This is a genomic window from Gulosibacter molinativorax (assembly GCF_003010915.2).
Classification (GTDB): Bacteria; Actinomycetota; Actinomycetes; order Actinomycetales; family Microbacteriaceae; genus Gulosibacter; species Gulosibacter molinativorax.
Window position 1 is genome coordinate 1369842 of the sequence record NZ_CP028426.1, and the last position, 20687, is coordinate 1390528.

At 65.1% G+C, this 20687-nt stretch carries 18 protein-coding genes; 10 read left to right on the forward strand and 8 right to left on the reverse strand.

All coding sequences use genetic code 11. The features are described 5' to 3' along the window. The first annotated feature begins 13 nt into the window (after positions 1-13). Positions 14-1375, forward strand: coding sequence for an aminopeptidase P family protein (locus GMOLON4_RS06455; protein WP_026936151.1), 1362 nt, complete (start codon positions 14-16; stop codon positions 1373-1375). Here the strand turns inward: GMOLON4_RS06455 and GMOLON4_RS06460 are convergent. From GMOLON4_RS06460 to GMOLON4_RS06470, 3 genes are all read right to left on the reverse strand, one after another. Next, complete coding sequence (locus GMOLON4_RS06460) at positions 1372-2367, reverse strand: permease prefix domain 1-containing protein (RefSeq protein ID WP_026936152.1); 996 nt, start codon at positions 2365-2367, stop codon at positions 1372-1374. The two genes, GMOLON4_RS06455 and GMOLON4_RS06460, sit on opposite strands and share 4 nt — an antisense overlap. A gap of 32 nt (positions 2368-2399) precedes the next feature. Next, entirely contained in the window at positions 2400-2726 is a 327-nt protein-coding gene (locus tag GMOLON4_RS06465) for a PadR family transcriptional regulator (protein WP_026936153.1), read from the reverse strand. Positions 2727-2837: 111 nt separating this feature from the next. Then, positions 2838-3848 carry a general stress protein gene (locus GMOLON4_RS06470; RefSeq protein WP_156892031.1) on the reverse strand — a complete coding sequence of 337 codons (1011 nt, stop codon included), beginning with the start codon at positions 3846-3848 and terminating at the stop codon, positions 2838-2840. A gap of 58 nt (positions 3849-3906) precedes the next feature. On the opposite strand from GMOLON4_RS06470, the gene GMOLON4_RS06475 reads away from it, so the two are divergent. From GMOLON4_RS06475 to GMOLON4_RS06485, 3 genes are read left to right on the forward strand one after another with little or no spacing between them, the layout of a single operon-like run. Then, positions 3907-5214 carry a magnesium transporter MgtE N-terminal domain-containing protein gene (locus GMOLON4_RS06475; RefSeq protein ID WP_026936154.1) on the forward strand — a complete coding sequence of 436 codons (1308 nt, stop codon included), beginning with the start codon at positions 3907-3909 and terminating at the stop codon, positions 5212-5214. Further along, positions 5207-5866, forward strand: a complete 660-nt coding sequence (locus tag GMOLON4_RS06480; protein ID WP_106486558.1) for a DUF1003 domain-containing protein — start codon at positions 5207-5209, stop codon at positions 5864-5866. The genes GMOLON4_RS06475 and GMOLON4_RS06480 overlap by 8 nt, the downstream gene beginning before the upstream one ends. Further along, positions 5859-6971, forward strand: coding sequence for an Mrp/NBP35 family ATP-binding protein (locus tag GMOLON4_RS06485; protein ID WP_026936155.1), 1113 nt, complete (start codon positions 5859-5861; stop codon positions 6969-6971). Before GMOLON4_RS06480 ends, GMOLON4_RS06485 begins: the two co-directional genes overlap by 8 nt. Positions 6972-7488: 517 nt before the next feature. Here the strand turns inward: GMOLON4_RS06485 and GMOLON4_RS06490 are convergent. Next, positions 7489-7953: a Sec-independent protein translocase family protein gene (locus GMOLON4_RS06490; protein WP_265576775.1), complete on the reverse strand. Its 465-nt coding sequence runs from the start codon at positions 7951-7953 to the stop codon at positions 7489-7491. Positions 7954-8005: 52 nt separating this feature from the next. On the opposite strand from GMOLON4_RS06490, the gene GMOLON4_RS06495 reads away from it, so the two are divergent. Then, the gene (locus tag GMOLON4_RS06495; RefSeq protein WP_026936157.1) at positions 8006-8638 is read left to right on the forward strand and encodes an O-methyltransferase; all 633 of its coding nucleotides are present in this window, start codon (positions 8006-8008) and stop codon (positions 8636-8638) included. 145 nt (positions 8639-8783) lie between these two features. Here GMOLON4_RS06495 and GMOLON4_RS06500 read toward each other — a convergent pair whose 3' ends face one another. Beyond that, positions 8784-8954 (reverse strand): DUF3117 domain-containing protein, encoded by a 171-nt coding sequence (locus tag GMOLON4_RS06500; protein ID WP_084147346.1) that lies wholly within the window; start codon positions 8952-8954, stop codon positions 8784-8786. Between the two features lie 185 nt (positions 8955-9139). Here GMOLON4_RS06500 and GMOLON4_RS06505 point away from each other — a divergent pair, with 185 nt between their 5' ends. After that, positions 9140-9736, forward strand: a complete 597-nt coding sequence (locus GMOLON4_RS06505) for a superoxide dismutase (protein WP_026936158.1) — start codon at positions 9140-9142, stop codon at positions 9734-9736. A 400-nt stretch (positions 9737-10136) separates the two neighbouring features. On the opposite strand, the gene GMOLON4_RS06510 is transcribed toward GMOLON4_RS06505, so the two are convergent. Together GMOLON4_RS06510 and GMOLON4_RS06515 are read right to left on the reverse strand one after the other, a co-directional pair. Beyond that, entirely contained in the window at positions 10137-11948 is a 1812-nt protein-coding gene (locus GMOLON4_RS06510) for an AMP-binding protein (RefSeq protein ID WP_035732003.1), read from the reverse strand. A gap of 68 nt (positions 11949-12016) precedes the next feature. Next, entirely contained in the window at positions 12017-13306 is a 1290-nt protein-coding gene (locus GMOLON4_RS06515; protein WP_051266327.1) for a hypothetical protein, read from the reverse strand. 58 nt (positions 13307-13364) lie between these two features. On the opposite strand from GMOLON4_RS06515, the gene GMOLON4_RS06520 reads away from it, so the two are divergent. Together GMOLON4_RS06520 and GMOLON4_RS06525 are read left to right on the forward strand one after the other, a co-directional pair. Next, positions 13365-14273 carry a DapH/DapD/GlmU-related protein gene (locus tag GMOLON4_RS06520; protein ID WP_026936161.1) on the forward strand — a complete coding sequence of 303 codons (909 nt, stop codon included), beginning with the start codon at positions 13365-13367 and terminating at the stop codon, positions 14271-14273. A 24-nt stretch (positions 14274-14297) separates the two neighbouring features. Continuing rightward, entirely contained in the window at positions 14298-14858 is a 561-nt protein-coding gene (locus GMOLON4_RS06525) for a MogA/MoaB family molybdenum cofactor biosynthesis protein (RefSeq protein WP_245575363.1), read from the forward strand. A gap of 43 nt (positions 14859-14901) precedes the next feature. Here the strand turns inward: GMOLON4_RS06525 and mobA are convergent, their stop codons facing one another. Beyond that, positions 14902-15504 (reverse strand): molybdenum cofactor guanylyltransferase, encoded by a 603-nt coding sequence (gene mobA, locus GMOLON4_RS06530; protein WP_026936163.1) that lies wholly within the window; start codon positions 15502-15504, stop codon positions 14902-14904. Positions 15505-15708: 204 nt separating this feature from the next. On the opposite strand from mobA, the gene GMOLON4_RS06535 reads away from it, so the two are divergent. Both GMOLON4_RS06535 and GMOLON4_RS06540 read left to right on the forward strand, forming a co-directional pair. Then, on the forward strand, positions 15709-16920 hold the full coding sequence (locus GMOLON4_RS06535; protein ID WP_026936164.1) for an MFS transporter: 1212 nt from the start codon (positions 15709-15711) through the stop codon (positions 16918-16920). 69 nt (positions 16921-16989) lie between these two features. Further along, positions 16990-20670 carry a nitrate reductase subunit alpha gene (locus tag GMOLON4_RS06540; RefSeq protein WP_051266361.1) on the forward strand — a complete coding sequence of 1227 codons (3681 nt, stop codon included), beginning with the start codon at positions 16990-16992 and terminating at the stop codon, positions 20668-20670. Positions 20671-20687: the final 17 nt, after the last annotated feature.

Genomic DNA, 20687 nt, shown 5'->3' on the forward strand with positions numbered 1-20687 from the left:
GGACAATGGTGGGATGAGTGACAGCAACCGTTCGACCACGCCCGCATCCGACACGTTCCGTGAGTTCATCACGCAGGGATGGGCGCCGCGCGAAGATGCTCCGGCCCTCGAGGCCGAGGTGGCCCCGTTCGCAGCCGCGCGTCGGGCAAAGGTGTCGGCGGCGCATCCCGGCGAGCGAATCGTCATCGCCGCCGGCGAACCAAAGCCGCGTTCGAACGACGTCGACTACCCATACCGGGCGCACACCTCGTTCACGTACCTCACGGGCTGGGGCTCCGACACCGTCCCCGGCGCGAAGCTGGTGCTCGACCCCGTGGTTGGCGGGCACGAGGCCACCCTCTACTTCCGCGAGGGTGCGGGCCGCGACACCGACGAGTTCTACGCGAACTCCGCGATCGGCGAGTTCTGGACCGGTCCGCGTCCTTCCCTCGCCCACGTGAGCGCGCAGCTCGACATCCCGACGAAACACATCGACGAGTTCGAGCACCGCCGTGGTGACTTCGAGCTTGACACCCCGCAGCTCGCGCAGGAGCTGAGCGAGCTGCGACTCGTCAAGGACGAATGGGAGATCCAGCAGATTCGTGAGGCCGTCGCCGCCACCGCGCGCGGATTCGACGACATCATCCAATACCTCGACCGCGCGAGCGAACATCCTCGCGGCGAGCGCATCGTCGAGGGTGCCTTCCACGCGCGCGCCCGTCTCGACGGCAACGCGGTCGGCTACGACACGATCGCCGCCTCGGGTGCCCACGCGTGCATCCTGCACTGGGTCGACAACGATGGTCCCGTGACGCGGGGCGACCTCATCCTCGTGGATGCGGGCGTCGAGGTCGACTCCCTCTACACCGCCGATATCACCCGCACGATGCCGATCGATGGCGCGTTCACCGAGGTCCAGCGCCGCGTCTACGAGGCGGTGCGGAAGGCCGCCGATGTCGCGTTCTCGATCGTGCGGCCAGGCATCACGTTCCGTGCGGTGCACGACACGGCGCTGCGCTCGATCGCGGTGTCGCTCGACGAGTGGGGCTTGTTACCGATGTCGCTCGAGGATGCGCTGCAGCCCGGCAACCAGCCCCATCGCCGCTACATGGTGCACGGCACGAGCCACCACCTCGGTCTGGACGTGCACGACTGCGCCCAGGCCCGTCGCGAGATGTACCTCGACGGCATCGTGGAGCCCGGCATGGTGTTCACGATCGAGCCGGGGCTGTACTTCCAGCCCGACGACCTCACCGTGCCCGAGGAGTATCGCGGCATTGGCGTGCGGATCGAGGACGACATCCTCGTCACGCAGGACGGTGCGGAGAACCTCTCGATCGAGATCCCCCGCACCGCGGATGACGTTGAGGCGTGGATGCGCCGGGTGCGCGGCTAGCGCCGCACGGCCTTCCGGCCGTCGCCAGAGCCGAACCAGGACCCAACGCTCACCGCAATCAGCGCGAAGAGTACACCGGAGATCGGCCATACGATCCAGCTGCGATCCCAGGCGTCGCCGATGAAGCCCCACGCGAGAAAGACCACCAGGACAAGCATCCAGTACGGCCCCGCAAGGCGGCCGATGAGGTCGTTCTCCTTGCGCTTTTCGGGGTCGTAGTCGCCTTCCGAGGTCAATCGATCGAGCGAGCCGCGGCGCATCCCGCCGACTACGAGCACGCCGACGCCGATGCTGATGATCAGCGGCATGACGCTCGCCCAGGCTTCCGCGGCATTCCCGTCGCCCCATTGGTTGAACACGAGTCCGGTGACTGCACCGACCCCGAATCCAATAATGATGAGGGTGACGCCGGTCACGATCGACGCGACGTAACGCCCCTGTTCTGACTCGCGAACTTCGCGATAGTGGTGAAGCGTGCTCTCATCGAGCCGGAGCGAGTGTTTTTCAAATCGGTCGTAGCGGTTCAGCGACATTCCTCCGACGATGAAAAGTGCTACCGCGATGATGATGCCGATGAAGAACAACACCAGCGAAATCGCATTCGGATTTCCGGATTCCGCGCCAGCATTGAACCAAATCATCTGGGTCACGCCGAGCAGAATCACGAAGATTCCGAGGGCGATCAACCGCGCTCCGCGGCCCCGCACTCGCAGGAATCGCTCGGCCTCTTCGCGTGACAGGTCGATTGCATCGTCGCTGGAATCCACACCGTCGAGTTCGCGGCGAATGCCGAGATCATCTGCAAGTTCGTCAAGATTGCCGAACTGGGTGATGACTCGGCCGACGGCCTCGTTGTCACTCATACCCTCGGCGCGCAGCTCGTTGTAACGGTCCTCACACATTTGTTGCAGTTCGCGTTGGGCCCGTGAGACTTCGTCGGTTTTGGGCAATCCCCGGAACATGTGGTCGATGTAACTGTTGATGGCGTCCATGGGATCTCACTCCTTGAGTTGGACTTGCGCCGCTATGGCAGTCGGACGAATCGTCGCACGAGGTCCACCGTCTCCTGCCACTCCAAGCAGCGTTCACGGTAGTGTGCGTGACCCAGCTGCGTGAGCTCGTAATAGGTACGTGCCCGTCCCTGGGACTGCGTGCCCTTGAACGAGGAGATCACTCCCTGCTTTTCGAGCCTGCGCAGCGCGGAATACAGCGTGGTTTCTTTGAGCTCGTACTTGCCCTCCGAGACCTCCTCGATGCGCTTGGAGATCGCGTAGCCGTACGACGGTTCGTCGAGCAAGGCTTCGAGCACGAGTAGATCAACATAGCCACGAATGACTTCCGCGCTGATCATGACGCACTCCCTTGCCTAACGTAGTAATTACTATACGTAACGTACTACGTCAGATCAAGTAGTTGGTCTGGGCGATTCCTGACCGGTGCCGCGGCCCGCAGACGCAGTTATTCAGGCCTTGCCCTCCGAGGATTCGTCGCCCGGGCCAGGCTCCTGGGACTGCTGAGACTGTTGCGCCTGCTGAGACTGTTGGGCCTGTTGCGCTCGCTGCGCCTGTTGCTCACGTTCCAGCCGTCGCTGTTCATCCTGCATCTCGCCAAAGGTGCGAGGTGGATGCGCGGGCTGAGCTGGCTGCGCGGGCGGCTGACCCTGCCCTGCCACAGGCTGTCCGCCCTGCTCCGTACCCTGCCATTGGGGCGGTGCCTGCCACTGCCGGTCGGCGGGTGCGTACTGACCCTGCCCCGCAGCCTGGCCCTGCCCCGCATCCTGACCTTGCCCTGCATCCTGACCCTGCCCCGCATCCTGACCTTGCCCCGCATCCTGACCTTGCCCCGCATCCGGCCCTGCGGCCTGACCCGCCCCGGCCGACTGCCCAGCCGACTGCCCCGCTCCCGGCGCGTAGGCGGGGCCCTGCGCCTGACCGGGCTGCTGCCATTGACCCGGAGCCGGCGACTGCTGCGATTCCTGCGGCCGCGACCACGTGCCGCCACGCTGGAGCGTGTCTCGCACCTTGGCACTCATACTGTGCGGCACCACGATGTCGAACCGCGAGGCCGTCACCTGCATCATCGAGGTGAACTCGCGCTTCTGCGGCGAAAGCGCATAGGCGAGGATCCCCCAGATAACACCGAACGCGAGCGACATCACGAAGACGCCGATGATCGCGACAAAATCCGTGGCCGGGAAAAAGATCAGCCACAGGAGCGACAGGAACATACCGATCATGACGCCGTTCCCAAGCCCGTTAAGCGCCGCGCGCCCGTAGTTCATCCGGCCGGTGATCCGCTCCACCGATTTGAGGTCGCTCCCGACCACCGAAATCGACGACACGTCGAAGCCTTCGTTGCGCACGAGGACGTCGACGGCGCTGCGCGCTGCTTCGTACGTCGGGTACGACGCAACCACGTCTCCCGTCGGAATAGTCGGAAGTCCAACTTGACCCATGTTTCTCGGCGAACTCATGCTCGTATTATTGCCTCTGCACCAGGGGAGTTTGCTGGGGCACACGTAGGATGGTCGGGTGAGCGCTTCCAAAGTTTTCGTGGCCCGACTTGCGAACACACCCGTCTATGACTTGGACGGCGACCGCGTCGGTCGGCTTCGCGACCTCATCGTCAACTATCGCTCCACTCATGCCCCACGCGTCAGCGGCATTCTGGTCGAACTCCTCGGTGCCACGCGCAAGCTCGTGTTCGTGCAGATGAAGGACGTCACGGCGATCGGTTCCTCGCAGCTCATCGTGAACTGGGACGAAAACGAGCAACGTCCGTTCGAGCAGCGCGGTGAGGAAGTCCGCGTCTTCTCGGAGCTCCTCGACCGCTCGGGCACTCTGCGCGAAACCGGGGTTCGCGGCGTCATCGAGGACATCTCGATCGTCGAGGACGACGCTGGCGATTGGTCGGTCGGCCAACTCTATGTCCGGCTCCCCCGCACCTCGCTCAATCCATTCGGCAAGGCGCCCACGGAGTACGTCACGTGGGATGAGATCGACCTCGATCTCGATCCCGAGGGCGATACCCCGGCGACGCAGTTCCTCACGGCTCACTCCGAGATCGGGCCAAGCGACCTCGCGGATGCGCTGCTCGACCTCCCGATCGATCGGCGCCTCGACGTCGTCGAAGAGCTCCCGGATGCCCGACTCGCGGATGTGCTCGAGGAGATGTACGAGGACGACCAGGTCGTCATCATCCAGCACCTCGACGAGAATCGCGCGGCGGGCGTCCTCGACCACATGCAGCCAGACGACGCGGCCGACCTCGTGGGCCGCCTCGACGCGAACAAGTCCGAGTCCCTCCTCGCGCTCATGGAGCCGGAGGAGGCGGAGGACGTCCGCATGCTCCTCGAGTTCGAGCCGAACACCGCGGGTGGCCTCATGACGACGGACCCGATCGTCGTGTCACCGGATGCGACGGTCGCCGAGGCGCTCGTACTCATCCGCCGCTCGGAGATTGCCCCGGCGCTCGCGACCGCGGTCTTCGTCACCGCATCCCCCTACGAGGTCCCCACTGGCCGCTACCTCGGACTCGTACACTTCCAGCGACTGTTGCGCTATCCCCCGCACGAGCGGGTCGGTTCGATCCTCGATAAACGCATCGAGCCCGCGCATACAACCACGAAGGATGTAGATGTCGTGCGTTCGCTAGCCCGATACGACCTCGTGGCGCTGCCAGTGGTGGACGACGAGGATCGCTTGGTCGGCGTCATCACGGTCGACGACGTGCTCGACCACATCCTGCCGGACGACTGGCGCTCGGTACCGACCGAGACCTATCCGGAAACCGGAATCATCACTCTGCCCACAACCGACTCGGGAGGTGCTCATGGCTGAAATCAACGAAAACGACGACGTCCTGAGTGTGCCGAAGTCCGAGTCGCGTCGCCGGCCTCGCCGTGCCGACGGCGGGTCTGACGACAAGAAGCGTGGCCGTCGCCGCGACCGGAAGAAGGAGCAGCGCGAGGAGGATCGCGAAGATCACGACGTGCTCGGCCGCGTCATGGAGGCCATCGCGCGCGCCATGGGGACGCCCGCGTTCCTCATCGGCCTGACGCTTTTCGTCGGCGGCTGGATCGCCTGGAACACGCTCGCGCCCGACGCGTGGCGCTTCGACTCCTCCGATCTCGGGTTCATCGCGCTGACCCTCGCGCTGTCGCTGCAGGCGTCGTACGCCGCGCCGATGCTGCTGCTCGCGCAGAACCGGCAGGATGACCGTGACCGCGTGCAGATCGAGCAGGACCGGCAGCGTTCCGAGCGAAACACCGCCGACCTCGAGTATCTCAGCCGCGAGGTCGTTGCCCTGCGGATGCGCATGAACGACATGGCCTCGCAGGACTTCATTCGTGCCGAACTGCGCGCGCTCCTCGACGAGATGGACGAGCGCGCCGCCCTCTCGACGACCGCGGCGACGACTAAGCCCGCGGCGGGCGCCACTGCCGGTACCACAGCCAACCCCGAGAGCGAGACCGACGAACACCGTGCCTGACCCCCGCATCCAGCGCATCCGCCAGGAACTCGGGCAGGTCATCGATCCCGAGCTGCGTCGCCCCATCACCGAGCTCGGGATGGTCGGCGAGATTTCTGTGCCTGACAATGCGCCGATTCAGGTCGACATTAAGCTCACGATCGTGAGCTGCCCCCGAGCCGACGACATCGAGAAGGATGCGCGTGCCGCGGTTCGCCGCGCTGTCGGCGACGACCCTTACGTGGTTTCCGTGGGCGTGATGTCGCGCGAGGAGCGCCGCGCGCTCACCGAGCGACTGCGCGGCTCGAAGCCGAAGGAGCATCCGTTCGGCAAGGACTCCCTCACGCGCGTGATTGCAATCACGAGCGGCAAGGGTGGCGTCGGCAAGTCAACCGTGACCGCGAACCTCGCCGCGGCGATGGCCGCCGACGGGCTCGACGTCGGCGTCATCGACGCGGACGTGTTCGGTTTTTCGATCCCGTCGCTGCTCGGGATGGCGCCCGGCACGCAGCCGACGCAGGTCGGCGAGATGATGCTGCCGCCGATCGCCCACGACGTGAAGGCCGTCTCGATCGGGATGTTTTTGCAGTCGCCAGATGAGATCGTCGCGTGGCGCGGGCCGATGCTGCATCGCACGCTCGAGCAGTTCCTCAAGGATGTGTACTTCGGCGAGCCGGACGTCCTCCTGCTCGATCTCCCACCTGGAACAGGCGACGTCGCCCTGTCGCTTGGCCAGTTGTTGCCGCACAGCGAGGTGGTGGTGGTCACGACGCCGCAGCCCGCTGCCGCGGATGTCGCGTGGCGATCCGGGGCCGTCGCGAAGAAGACCGGTCAGCGCGTCGTGGGTGTGATTGAGACGATGTCGCCGGCGATCGGCCCAGACGGCACCGAGTTCGCGCTGTTCGGTTCGGGCGGTGGTGAGGAAGTGGCGCGCCGATTCGGCGTTCCGCTGCTCGGGAACGTGCCGCTCTCGGAACAACTGCGCAGCGACGGCGACGCCGGGACGCCGATCGTGCTCGCGCATCCTGACGACCCCGCCGCGGTCGCCCTTCGGGATGCAGCGCGCCGCCTGTACCAGCGCCCACGCGGGCTCGCGGGCAAGCCGCTCGGCGTCTCCGTGAACTAACCGCTTCTGCCGGGCTGGTGCCTTGGCGCCGTGGTGCCTTGGTGCCCGGGAGCCTTGGTGCCCTTGTGCCCTGACGCCCTGGACCCCTGGAGCCTTGGTGCCCGGGAGCCTTGGCGCCCTTGTGCCCTGACGCCCTGGACCCCTGGAGCACTTGTGCCCTAGCGCCCTGGCGCCCTAAAGCACCGCAAGGCTCAGCCGTGTCGCCCCGCCCGGCTTGAAATTTCAAGCCACCCACCCAGCCCGACTAGAAATTTCAAGCCACCCGCCCCGCCTGGCTTGAATTTTCAAGCCACGCAGAACCTGGTTTGAAACTTCCTGCCAGATAGTGTCCAGCGAGGTGATATCCCCTCGCTGGAGACTCCTCGGCCTGAAGTTTTAAGCCCTAGAAATCACGGCTTGAAAATTCAAACCCGATCCAGGTCAGGGCTTAAACTTTCAAGCCGCGAAGGGTGGTTAAATGCGCGGCTCGGCGCCAGCCAAGTGCAACCGGGCGCTAGGAGAAATGTGTGGCCGGGCGCTAGGTGGCCTCGGAATCGAACGGAGCCTGGCCCGGGACCATCGGGGCCGTTTTCACCGTGCTTGTCGCCCATGCTGGGGCCGATCCGCCAGCTACTGCGCCGGCGGCCATCGCAGCGCCGCCCACAGCCGTGCCTGCTATAGAAGCAGCCGAACCCACGCCCGCGCCAACGCCACCAGCACCAGCACCAGCACCAGCACCAGCACCAGCGGCGACACTGCCACCCGGCCCAGCGTTTGGATCGGCATCGTTCCAGGCATCGCGGATGATGCGGCGCGGGTCGTACTGGCGTGGGTCGAGCTTGCGCCAGTCCTCGCTCGTGAAGTCGTCACCGAGTTCCTCCGACACGCGCGATTTTGCGTCTTCCGTCCAGGCACGGGCACGCTTGATCAGGTTCGCAAGTTGGGTTGCGAGCGTAGGGAGGCGCTCCGGTCCGAAAATGAAGACGGCAATGATTCCTATCAAAAGGAGTTTTTCGAAGGTAAGGCCGCCCATGACTCCAGGGTAACCTGGTGGAATGTCCGAATTCGAGTTGAGCATGCGCTTTACCGACGAACAAATCGTCGAGCAACCCGCACAGCAGTCCGCTCGACGCTACGCTCTCGAGCTCGGTCTGCCAACAATCTCGCGGACCCTCGGGGCGCACCTCGCGTTCGTCGCCGCATCCACCCGTGCCGAGCGGATCATCGAGATCGGTTCAACCGGGGGCCTCACGACGACCTGGCTCCACCGCGGCGCGCCCAAGGCGACCATCACGTGCATCGACAACGAGCCCGAGCATCTCGCGCAGACTCGTCGCGCGCTGCTCGAGGCGGCGCATCCCGCGACCGCGATTCGCTGCATCTCTGGTGACCCGCACCGCGTGCTTCCCCGCATGAGCGAAGACACGTATGACCTCGTACTCATCACCGGTCCGCTGCAACACGTGTCGGCGCACTTGCAGCACGGGCTTCGCGTCGTGCGCCCGGGTGGAACGATCCTCGTACTCAATGCGCTGAACCAAGGTCGCGTCGCCGACCCTGCGCGTCGGGATGCGATCACCACGTCGCTTCGCCTCGTGATTCGCGAGTTTCAGCGGCAACCGGATCTCGTGACCTCCGTCATCCCGATCGACGGCGGGCTGCTGCAGGTCACCGCGCTACCGCAGTAGCTGCGACAGCGCCGACCCGCGCGGTAACGCGGCGGCAGCACGGGCCCGTCGCGCAAAGCGCCAACATTGCGGGTAAGCAAATCGGGTTAAGCAAACACTGCGGGCTCCCCGATAGGGGCACCCGCAGTGAACTCGAAGCAGTTATCTACTTGCTGATTGCGCCGTTGAGCGCGTCCGCAAGCTCCTTCGCCTCATCGTCGTTGACCGACACGACAAGTCGGCCGCCGCCTTCAAGCGGAACTCGAACGATGATGAGACGTCCCTCGCGAACGGCCTCCATGGGGCCATCGCCGGTGCGGGGCTTCATTGCAGCCATTTACTCTGCCTCCTGTGTAGTGCGAACCTTCCTATTATCTCACTCTTCACGCGCAGGGCTCGTAACAGCGGGTAATACCCGACTCGCGAATGACGCGTGGGGAATACCTGGATGGTTGCCTAGGTTGCCTTTCAGAGGTGCGGGTATCGTCAATCTCGCATCTCACACTTCACGAAAGGAACACCATGGCAGAGTTCACACTCCCCGACCTTCCCTACGACTACTCGGCACTTGAGCCGCACATCTCGGCCAAGATCATGGAGCTTCACCACTCGAAGCACCACGCAACCTACGTGAAGGGCGCAAACACCGCGCTCGAGCAGCTCGCGGAGGCTCGCGACAAGGGCGACTTCGCGAACATCAACAAGCTCGAGAAGGACCTCGCGTTCAACGTCGGTGGTGTCAACAACCACTCCATCTTCTGGACCAACCTCACCCCCGACTACGCAGAGCCCGCCGGCTCGGCGAAGGACCTCCTCGACAACGAGTTCGGTGGCCTCGACAAGTTCCAGGCACAGTTCACCGCTGCTGCCCTCGGCATCCAGGGCTCGGGCTGGGCGGTTCTCGGTCGCGACAACGCAACCGGCAACGTCTCGACCTTCCAGCTCTTCGACCAGCAGGGCAACGTGCCGTTCGGCGTCACCCCGCTGCTCATGCTCGACATGTGGGAGCACGCCTTCTACCTCGACTACGTCAACGTCAAGGCTGACTACGTCAAGGCGTTCTGGAACATCGTGAACTGGGCGAACGTCGCCGAGCGCATCGACTCCGCACAGGCGTAAGTCTCAGGGTCGTAAATCTCAGCGTCATAAAGAGGCCGCTTCCCTTCTGGGAGGCGGTCTCTTTCATTTCTGGGCGGCCGCCCTTGCCGGTAGCGCTCAACATGGCGGCAGGCGCATCGCATCATTGCCGGTAACCCTCAGCATGTGCCGTACTCCGGCAGGGGTGAGCGCTACCGGCAAGGGCCGGCAAACGGCAGGTATCAGCGCAGCGGCAAGCTCATCCCATCAATGCCGGTAACGCCTAGCATGTGCGGTACTCCGGCAGGGGTGAACGCTACCGACAAGGGTTGTCAAGCGGCGCGCATCAGCGCAGCGGCAAGCTCATCCCATCATTGCCAGTAACCCCCAGCATGTGCCGTACTCCGGCAGGGGTGAGCGCTACCGGCCAGGGCCCAGACAACTACACCCGCGTCTTCAGCGCGGGGAAGTCCTCCTCGCGCCACTCGTTCGGGATGCGCTCGTTGCGGCGCGCGAACTGCTGCTCGCGATCGCGCAGCTCGACGCGACGAATCTTGCCCGAGACGGTCTTCGGCAGGTCATAGAACTCAATGCGGCGCACGCGCATGTACGGCGGCAGCGACTTGCGGGCGTGCAGGAGCACCTCAAACGCGGTCTCGTCATTCGGTTCGAAGCCCGCCGCGAGCACGACGTACGCCTTCGTGATGTTCAGACGCGTCGCATCCGGTGCGCCGACGACCGCCGCCTCGACCACGGCCGGATGCTCGATCAGCGCCGACTCGACCTCGAACGGCGAGACCTTGTAGTCGCTCGATTTGAAGATATCGTCGGTGCGGCCGACGAATGTGTAGCGGCCAGCCGGGTCGCGCTGCGCCACGTCGCCAGTGTGGAAGACGCCACCCTCCTTACGCCGCTCGGTGGCCTCATCATCCCGGTAGTAGCCCGCCATGAGGTTCAGCGCGCGGCCAGCGCCGAGGTCGAGACAGAGTTCGCCCTCGGCCCGTTCGCGGTCGGCGGGGATGCGCTCCCCCGTGCGCTGATCGACGAGGCAGATGTTGACGCCAGGCAGTGGGCGGCCCATTGATCCTGGCTGGACGATCTCGCCAGGCGAGTTCGCGAGGATGGCCGTGGTCTCGGTCTGGCCATAGCCGTCGCGGATCTCGAGGCCCCACCACTCCCGGATGCGCCCGATGACCTCGGGGTTCAGCGGCTCGCCCGCAGACAACGCTTCGCGCAGGCCACGCGGCTTGGGCGAGTCGCCCTGCTGGATGAGCATGCGCCACACGGTGGGCGGGGCGCAGAACGTATTCACCTCGGCGCGGTCGAGCTGCTTGAAGAGTTTCGCGGCATCGAACTTCGCGTAGTTGTAGACGAATACCGTCGCGCCCACGTGCCACGGCGCGAAGAACGCGCTCCAGGCGTGCTTTCCCCAACCCGGCGTCGTGATCACCATGTGCGTGTCGCCGGGCCGCACACCGAGCCAGAACATCGTGGAGAGGTGCCCGACGGGGTAAGACACGTGCGTGTGCAGCACCATCTTCGGCTTCGAGGTCGTCCCCGACGTGAAGTAGATGATCGCCGGGTGGTCCCCACCCACCTGGCGCTCGATCGGCGCATCCGATCGCTCCTGGCCCGACGCATCCACGAAGGCGTCGGCGAACGGGATGCGCGGGCGGTTGAGGTCCATCGTCTCGTTCCTGAGGCCGATCGCGACGCGCTCGGCGCCGCGGGCACCGCCAACGGCGATGAGCTGAAAGTCGCCCTCGAAGCCGTCGAACTTCTCCGCATCCGCCTCGTCGGTAATGACCCAGCGCACGCCCGCGCGGTCGACGCGATCCCCGAGCTCCTCCGCGCCGAGCACGATCGCGGTCGGCAGCATCACGGCGCCGACCTTCATAATGCCGAGCATCGCTTCCCAAAGTTCGACGCGGTTCGCGAGCATCAGCATGACGGTGTCGCCGCGCTTGATCCCAAGCTCGGTGAGCCAGTGCGCGACCTGGTTGGAGCGTCGCCGCAGCGTCTCGAAGGAGTACTTCGCCTCGGATTCATCATCCTCAACGATCCAGAGCCCGGTGTCCTCGTTGCCATCCGCGATGACGTCGAACCAGTCCTGCGCCCAGTTGAAGTCTTCGCCAACCTCGGGCCACTCGAATTCCGCGCGAGCTCGGTCGGCATTCCCCTGCAGCGATAGCAACCCGTCACGTGCCGCTTTGAACGCCGCTGCACCGTCTGTCAATGTTGTTGAACCACTCATTCGGCAATTCAAGCACTCATTGAAGAGCCGAACCATCGGCACACGCGTTCATTCAGGCGGTTTTGCGACTACGGCGGCGTCCAGTCGTGGCCGATGACGAACCACATCCAGTGCAGCCACGCGACCTGGGCGGCAACGGCCGCCAGCGAAATGCCGACACGGTACACCGGCGACTGCGGCAGTGCGAGCGGCGCGGTAGCCGGGAACAGCGGGAAGAGGATGCGGAAGAACGAGGACTGTGGGTAAAACACGGCGAAGATGTAGGCCGTGTAGGCGATGCCCCACAGGCGGATCTCGATGCCGAAGCGGCGCATCACGGGCGCCGCGAACCAGCACACGAACAACACGATGACCGCGATCACGGTGATCGCACCCTCGGGCTGACCGAGCCAGAAGCCCCCCGCCCAGAACCAGCCGGTAAACGGCGGCGTGTGTTCCCCAGCGGTGTACGCGCGGCGCCACGCGAACTCGGTCTCGAGGTACGCATCCCACTGCCCCGTGATGAGCCCCGCGATGATGAGCCACGCGAGCCCCATCACGCCGGAGAACACGGCCACCGACCACACCTGCTGCTGCTCCTCGCGGTCGAAGCGCTCGAGCCGGGCAGCGAACCGGTTCCAGTAGCGATACAGGATGTAGAGCAGGAGCGTGAAGGCGAACGCGAGCCCTGTGGGTCTCGTGAAGGACGCGATCACGATCAGCGGCAGCATCGCCAACCAATTCCGGTCGACCATGAGGTTCAGCAGGAGTGCGATCAACCAGAAGTGGAGTGCCTCGGCGTAACCGACCTGGAACATGGGCGAGATCGGGCCGATGCAGAGCAGAAACACCGCGAACATCGCCACGTTACCGCCGACGAAATTGCGCAGGAGTCGGTGCAGCGCGAACATCGTGCCGAGGCTGGCGATGAGCGAAATCAGCACGGTCGCCATCTCGAAGGTCACGAACGGGATGAGCGACACGAAGCGGGCGAGCATCGGGTACACCGGCATAAACGCCCACGCGTTCTCGGCGACCTGACCCTGATCGGTATACGGGAGCTCCGTCGGATAGCCCGCGTTCGCAATCCACGCGTACCACTTCGCATCCCAAATGTTCGCGAAGGAGAAGTAGTCGGGATTCGCGTCGGTCTGCCAGGTCGCTTCCTGCCTGGAGGCGTAGAAGAGCATCAGCGCGGTGGTGAACGCGCGCGTCAACACGTACAGCAGCACGAGCTGCGCCCAAGTCGGCAGCGCCCGCCAGGCGCGGCCGAGCGCTGACCGGCTCTGCTCCCGAGCCACGCGCACGTCGCGGTTATCAATCGCGGGGTCGCGATACCGCGTTGGGAGCGTCGGGACTTCGGCGCGTACTGCAGGCATGCGCTCCAGTGTACGGATACCGCAGAAACCGCTCGCGCCGAGCGCTAGGGTTGAGGGCATGAGCGCGCAAGACAGCCTGTGGGCGTGGGGCGACGGCCTCGCCACGATCACCGACTCCGGCAAGATTCTCGACTGCTGGTTCCCAGAGCCGAAGCTCGGGCGCGTCCCCGCAGACCGCGACTGGTACGTCGCGCCGAAGGCCCTCGCTGATGAGGCCCACGAGGATCCTCGACGCGGTGTGCGACTCCATCCGCTGGTCGTCGAGAGCGACTTGAGCGCGCCGGTGCAATCCACCCAGGATGCGTATCTCCGGCTCCACCTGTTGTCCCACCTCCTCGTGAAGCCACACGGGCAGAACCTCACCGGCCTGTGGGATCACCTCCCCGCGAACGCCTGGACCGACCTCGGCCCGATGGATGCGGAAGAGATCTCGACGCGGCTGCCGGCGCTTCGTCGCGGCGGCGTGCAGGTCTACGCGATCGACAAGCTGCCGCGGCTTCTCGACTACCTCGTGCCAAAGGGCGTGCGGATCGCCGACGGCGGCCGCGTCCGTCTCGGTGCTTACCTCTCCCCCGGCACGATCGTGATGCACGAGGGGTTCGTGAACTGCAACGCGGGCACCCTCGGTCCGAGCATCATCGAGGGTCGCCTCTCGCAGGGAATCGTCATCGGCGCGCACACGGACATTGGTGGCGGCGCATCCGTCATGGGCATGGTGGCCACCGACAGCCCGCAGCGGGTCTTGATCGGCGAACGGTCGCTCATCGGCGCGAACGCGGGTGTCGGCTTCGGCCTCGGCGATGATTGCGTGGTTGAGGCGGGGCTCTATGTCACCGCGGGCACGAAGGTCACCGTGGTCGCCGAGCAGCGCAACGTGAAGGCTGGCGAGCTCGCGGGCGTACCGAACCTGCTATTCCGCCGCAACTCCCTGACGGGCGCCGTCGAGGTGTTCTCGCGTAACGGCTAGCGTCACCGTTGTAGAGAGGTAGGCATGATGGAGAACTCCCCTGCAAACCCGAAATCCTCGCTGGCTGCGAGCGAGGATGCGCTTCGGCCGCTTGGCGACGGACGCTCGGCCGCTGTGATCGTTGCTTCGACAAGCGCCGCGGCCGGCCAGTCAGAGGACAAGACCGGGCCAATGCTTGTGTCCTGGTTCCGAGATCTCGGATACGCGTGCCCGGAACCGATCGTCGCCGCCGACGGCGCCCCGGTTGCGGATGCGCTCTCGCGGCTTCTCCAAGGCACCGCACCACGATTCATTGTCACGACTGGCGGGACGGGCCTGAACCCGGACGACCGGACGCCGGAGGCCACCGCGAAGCTCGTCGACTTCGAGGTGCCCGGAATCATGCATGCGCTGTGGTCACGTGGGCTCTCAAGCACACCATCCGCGGTCATGAGCCGGGGCGTCGCGGGCGTCACCGGCCAGACATTCATCGTGAATTTGCCGGGCTCGCGCGGCGGAGTGCGCGATGGCATCACCGTCCTCACACCGCTACTGTCACACATCCAGGAGCAAATCGAAGACGTGCACGGTCACGGCACCCGCTGACCCGCGCCCGCCGCACTCACGGCTACGGCTACCACCGCCGCGCCTATCGAGACCGCTGCCACCGCTCAAGGTCTTCGGGCGTGTCAACATCCGCGATCAGCCGTTCGCCCAAGGTGACTTCCGCAAGCTCAACGCCTCGCAGTAAACGGCGCACCGGTTGATTCTCGACAGAATCGAGCGCCCCAAGCCGGGCCCGGAGTAGGCCTTCCGGCCAGGCGGCAAACAGCACCTGCGGGTACCCGGCAGCGTCGATCGGTACGGCCACCGTGCCCCGCCTCTCGCTCGACTCCACCAACTGGAGCAGCGAGTCCTCGGTCACGAACGGCAGATCACCCGCCAACACGAGCACCGTCGCGTCGGCATCAACCGGCAGATGCGCGACACCCGCAGCGATGCCGGCGAGCGGCCCGCTGAAGGGCGGCTCTTCGCGGACCACCGCGACTTCGGCTCCGGTCAGCTCGCTCACGCCGACACCCGATCCGGCGATGACGATCTCGGGCGACACGCCGAGCGCAGCACCCGCACCCGCCACGGCTGAAACGATTCGCTGCAGGATTGATTCACCATCGATCTGCACTGCTGGCTTGTGGCGTCCACCGAACCTGCTCGAGCGTCCACCGGTCAAGACAATTGCTCGCAACACCATGACGCGAGCCTAACCGCACCCGATCTTTGCTACGCTGCATATCAGTGTTTCGGGACGCGAAAAGAGCGCCCTGACCTGGGTAAATTAGGTAAGGTTTACCTTATCTTCTGCTGCCCACGGTACCTGCTCCGCGGGCAACCTTAGCTCCGCGATGCAGGCGCCGCCGCCGAACTACTCGTGTGGATTCAAAGGTCTGGCATCACAATGTCGAATCAGCCAACGTCGGTTTCGAAACGTCTACAGGTCACCGCCCTCACTATGGCCATGCTGGGGTTCGCCCTGAACTTTTGGGCGTGGTCGCTGCTTAGCCCACTCGGTCCGATCTTCGTGAGCGAGGGACTGACGGACGATTCCTCGCTGTTGGTCGCCATCCCCGTCCTCGTCGGATCGCTCGGTCGCATCCTCGCCGGCGCCTACACCGACCGATTCGGCGGCAGGTTCATGATGACGCTGATCTCGCTGCTCACCGTGATTCCGGTGCTCTTCATCGGGCTGGTCGGCCAGTACCAGCTCTGGACGCTTCTCCTCGGCGGCTTTTTCCTTGGCTTCGGCGGCACGTCATTCGCAATCGGCGTCCCCTACGTCAACTCGTGGTTCGCCAAGGAGCAACGCGGAACCGCGATCGGCATCTACGGCATGGGTATGGGTGGAACCGCGATCGCGGCGTTTACGACTGTGCCGCTGTACAACATCAATGAACGCTTGCCATTCCTCATCGTCGCGGCCGTGCTAGTCGTATACGCCATTGCCGCCTGGACGTGGATGCGCAACTCCCCCGACTGGACGCCGTCGAAGCGAAGCCTCGGCACGCAGCTTGCCGACACGGCGAAAATCCCGTTGACCTGGCAGGCCTGCTATCTCTACGCCCTGTCGTTCGGCGGTTACGTCGCGTTTTCGGTCTACCTCCCCACGATTCTGCACCTGGCATACGGCCTCGAGACCTCGGACGCCTCGCTGCGCACCGCGGGATTCGTCATCGCGGCGGTGCTCATGCGCCCGCTCGGCGGCATCCTCTCCGACCGCATCGGCGCCGTGCCGACCCTCACCGTCGCCTACTCGATCGTGATCGTCTGTGCCATCGTGCTCGCCTTCGACCCACCGCTCATGCCCATCGGGACGATCGCATTCATCGTCATGTCGGTGGGTCTGGGGCTCGGCTCCGGGGCAACGTTCGCGCTCATTGCGCAGGTGAGCGATCCGAGCAAGGTCGGTTCGATCACCGGCTTCGTAGGCGCAGCCGGTGGCCTCGGCGGCTTCGTGCCACCGCTACTGCTCGGCGTGCTCTGGAAATCCTTCCAGAACTACACGCTCGGCATCGTCCTCCTCGCGGTCTTCACCGTGGTCGCGCTCCTCATCACCCTCCGGATCGGTGCCGCGCAGAAGCGCGCGAGCGCCGCCGCCACCGTTAATTCGTAAGCGAAAGGCCTCATCGTGACGCTGCAAAATACCGGTCAGACCGAAGCACCCGGCATCGACAACGCCTTCATGGACGGACTCGTCGGGGTACGCAAGTTCTTCGGGTCACGCCGGAATATCACCGAGGACAATCGCGAGCTCCACCTGCGTGGCGGCCGTCAGGGCGATGCTTTCTATCGCAATCGGTGGGCACACGACAAGGTCGTGCGCTCGACGCACGGGGTGAACTGCACCGGCTCCTGCTCCTGGCAGGTCTACGTCAAGGATGGCCTGATCACGTGGGAATCCCAGGCCACAGACTACCCGAGTGCGGGCCCCGACATGCCCGAATACGAGCCCCGCGGCTGCCCCCGCGGGGCGTCGTTTTCCTGGTACACGTATTCGCCGACGCGGGTGCGCTACCCCTACGTGCGCGGCGCGCTCATGCAGCTCTTTCGCGAAGCCAAAAAGCAGCACGGCGACGACCCGGTACTTGCGTGGAAGTCGATCGTGGAAGACCCGGAGAAATCCCGCCGCTATAAGTCGGTACGAGGCAAGGGCGGCCTCGTGCGCGCCACGTGGGACGAGGCGGTCGAGATCGTCGCTGCGGCCTATGTCTACACCGTGAAATACATCGGCCCCGACCGTGCGACCGGCTTCTCGCCCATCCCCGCGATGAGCCCCGTATCGTTCTCTTCGGGCGCGCGCTTCCACCAGCTCATCGGTGGGTCGATGCTGTCGTTCTACGACTGGTACGCCGACCTGCCGCCCGCATCCCCGCAGGTATTTGGCGACCAGACCGACGTTCCCGAGTCGGGCGACTGGTGGAACTCGAGCTACCTGATGATGTGGGGTTCGAACGTCCCGCTGACTCGCACGCCGGATGCACACTGGATGGCCGAGGCGAGGTACCACGGCCAGAAGGTGATCTCAATTGCGCCCGACTACGCGGAGAACGTCAAGTTCGCCGACGAGTGGCTAGCCCCCGCGACAGGCACGGATGGTGCCCTCGCGATGGCGATGGGCCACGTCATCCTCAAGGAATTTTTCGTCGACCAGACCACGGAGCAGTTCGATCGCTACGTGAAGCGCTACTCCGATCTCCCGTTCCTGGTGGAACTCGACCAACAGCCAGACGGGAAATACTCCCCCGGCAAGTTCGTGGTCGCATCCGACCTCGGCGAGGCTGAGACGCCGGAGGCCGCCACTGAGCACGCCGATTTCAAGCCCGTGATGTGGGATGCGGCGATCGACCGCCCAGCGGTACCAAATGGCACGCTCGGGCACCGCTATGCAAAGGATGCGGAAGGCCGGTGGAATCTCGACCTCGGCGACCTCGATCCCCGGCTGACACTCATCGACGGCGCGGATGCGTCGGTCGAGATTGAGCTGCCCCGGTTTGACACCGCTGCCCAGGGCGAGATCGACACGGTCACGCGCGGGGTACCGGCGCGTCGGCTCGGCGACCGACTCGTCACCACGGTGTTCGATCTGCTCCTGGCCGAGTACGGCGTCGGTCGCGACGGCCTCCCCGGACAGTGGCCGACCGGCTACGACGACGCGACGAGCCCGAACACCCCGGCCTGGCAGGAGCGGATCACGACCGTCCCGGGGCAGGCCGCGGCACGCATCGCGCGCGAGTTCGCCGAGAATGCGCGCGACTCCGGCGGCCGATCGATGATCCTGATGGGCGCAGGCACGAACCACTGGTTCCACTCCGATCAGACCTACCGCACCTTCCTCACGCTCACGACCCTGTGCGGCACTCAGGGCGTGAACGGCGGCGGCTGGGCGCACTACGTCGGGCAGGAAAAGATTCGCCCGTTTACCGGCTGGATCAACATGGCGAACGCCCTCGACTGGTCCCGCCCGCCGCGCCAAATGACGCAGACGACGTATTGGTACATCCACACGAATCAGTGGCGCTACGACCAGTTCGGCGCCGACACCCTCGCCGCCCGCGCGGGCAAGGGCAAGTTTGCTGGGATGTCGACGGCGGATGCGGTGGCCCAGGCCACGCGGCTCGGCTGGCAGCCGTTCTATCCTTCCTTCGACCGCAACCCGCTCGACATCACGGACGACGCAGCGGCAGCTGGCAAGTCGAGCGTGGACTACCTCGTCGATTCGCTCAAGGACGGCTCGATCAACTTCGCCGTCGAGGATCCGGATGCCGAGAACAACTACCCGCGGATCTGGTCGATGTGGCGGGCAAACACCCTCGGCTCCTCGGCGAAGGGCGACCAGTACTTCCTCAAGCACCTCCTCGGCGTCGACAACACCGTCTCGGCGCACGAGACCCCCGAGCACGCCCGCCCGCGCGACGTGAAGTGGCGAGAAGACGCCCCGATCGGCAAGATCGATCTGCTCCTCACACTCGACTTCCGCATGACCACGACGACGCTTCACAGCGACGTGATCTTGCCAGCGGCAACGTGGTACGAAAAGCACGACCTCTCGACGACCGACATGCATCCCTTCGTCAATGTCTTCACCCCCGCGATCTCGACGCCGTGGCAGTCGCGCACCGACTGGCAGACCTGGGCAACGATCGCGAAAAAATTCTCGGAACTTGCGCGCACACACCTCGGCACGCGCAAGGACATCGTCGCGTTCCCGCTGCAGCACGACACCCCCGATGAGGTGAACACCCCGCACGGGCGGGTCAAGGACTGGAAGTTCGGCGAATGCGAGCCGATCCCGGGGGTCACCCTCCCCTCGCTCGTCGAAGTCGAGCGCGACTACACCGCGATCTACGAGAAATACACGTCGATCGGCCCGCTCCTCGAGTCGAAGGGCATGACCACCCGCGGCATCACCTACGACGTGAAGCACCACGTCGAGCGGCTGCGACGCCTCAATGGCACCGTCAAACGCGGCGTCGGCAAGGGCCAGCCACGGCTCGACGAGGATCGTCACGCCGCCGACTACATCCTGGGCCTCTCGGGCACGACGAACGGGCTCATGGCGACCGAGGGGTTCAAGCACCTCGAGAAGCGCACGGGTCAGCAGCTTCACGATCTCTCGGCGGAGCACGAGGGCAAGCAGGTCTCGTTCGAGGATGCGAAGGCCGCGCCCGTGCCCGTGATCACCTCCCCGGAGTGGTCGGGCTCGGAGTCAGGCGGCCGCCGCTACTCGCCGTTCACGATCAACGTCGAGCGGCTGAAGCCCTGGCACACGCTCACCGGCCGCTTTCAGTTCTATGTCGACCACGACTGGTTCCAGGAGATGGGCGACGCGCTACCGACGTTCCGCCCGCCCCTCGACATGAACGCGCTGTTCGGGGAGCGCAAGGTCGGCGACACCGACGGGCACTCCATCTCGCTGCGGTATCTCACCCCGCACAACAAGTGGGCCATCCACTCGATGTATCAGGAGAACTTCTTCATGATGAGCCTCGGGCGCGGTGGGCAGACGATATGGATGAGTGTCGAGGATGCGGAGGCAGTCGGGATCCAGGACAACGACTGGATCGAGGCGGTCAACCGCAACGGCGCCGTCGCGGCGCGCGCGATCGTGTCGCACCGGATGCCGAAGGGCACCGCGTACATGCACCACGCGCAGGAGCGCACCGTGAACGTACCGATCTCGGAGACAACCGGTCAACGCGGCGGCATCCACAACTCCCTCACGCGAATCATGATCAAGCCCACCCACCTCGTCGGGGGCTACGGGCAGTTGTCGTACGGCTTCAACTACTACGGGCCGACCGGCAATCAGCGTGACGAGGTCACCGTGATCCGCAAGCGCACCAATCAAGACGTCGAGTACTAGAGACCGCGGGAAGACAG

Bases quoted from the DNA above. Each gene is read 5' to 3' on its own strand.
- GMOLON4_RS06455 (WP_026936151.1), top strand. From the start codon at position 14: ATGAGTGACAGCAACCGTTCGACCACGCCCGCATCCGACACGTTCCGT.
- GMOLON4_RS06460 (WP_026936152.1), bottom strand. From the start codon at position 2,367: ATGGACGCCATCAACAGTTACATCGACCACATGTTCCGGGGATTGCCC.
- GMOLON4_RS06465 (WP_026936153.1), bottom strand. From the start codon at position 2,726: ATGATCAGCGCGGAAGTCATTCGTGGCTATGTTGATCTACTCGTGCTC.
- GMOLON4_RS06470 (WP_156892031.1), bottom strand. From the start codon at position 3,848: ATGAGTTCGCCGAGAAACATGGGTCAAGTTGGACTTCCGACTATTCCG.
- GMOLON4_RS06480 (WP_106486558.1), top strand. From the start codon at position 5,207: ATGGCTGAAATCAACGAAAACGACGACGTCCTGAGTGTGCCGAAGTCC.
- GMOLON4_RS06495 (WP_026936157.1), top strand. From the start codon at position 8,006: ATGTCCGAATTCGAGTTGAGCATGCGCTTTACCGACGAACAAATCGTC.
- GMOLON4_RS06500 (WP_084147346.1), bottom strand. From the start codon at position 8,954: ATGGCTGCAATGAAGCCCCGCACCGGCGATGGCCCCATGGAGGCCGTT.
- GMOLON4_RS06505 (WP_026936158.1), top strand. From the start codon at position 9,140: ATGGCAGAGTTCACACTCCCCGACCTTCCCTACGACTACTCGGCACTT.
- GMOLON4_RS06510 (WP_035732003.1), bottom strand. From the start codon at position 11,948: ATGAGTGGTTCAACAACATTGACAGACGGTGCAGCGGCGTTCAAAGCG.
- GMOLON4_RS06515 (WP_051266327.1), bottom strand. From the start codon at position 13,306: ATGCCTGCAGTACGCGCCGAAGTCCCGACGCTCCCAACGCGGTATCGC.
- GMOLON4_RS06520 (WP_026936161.1), top strand. From the start codon at position 13,365: ATGAGCGCGCAAGACAGCCTGTGGGCGTGGGGCGACGGCCTCGCCACG.
- GMOLON4_RS06525 (WP_245575363.1), top strand. From the start codon at position 14,298: ATGATGGAGAACTCCCCTGCAAACCCGAAATCCTCGCTGGCTGCGAGC.
- mobA (WP_026936163.1), bottom strand. From the start codon at position 15,504: ATGGTGTTGCGAGCAATTGTCTTGACCGGTGGACGCTCGAGCAGGTTC.
- GMOLON4_RS06535 (WP_026936164.1), top strand. From the start codon at position 15,709: ATGTCGAATCAGCCAACGTCGGTTTCGAAACGTCTACAGGTCACCGCC.
- GMOLON4_RS06540 (WP_051266361.1), top strand. From the start codon at position 16,990: ATGGACGGACTCGTCGGGGTACGCAAGTTCTTCGGGTCACGCCGGAAT.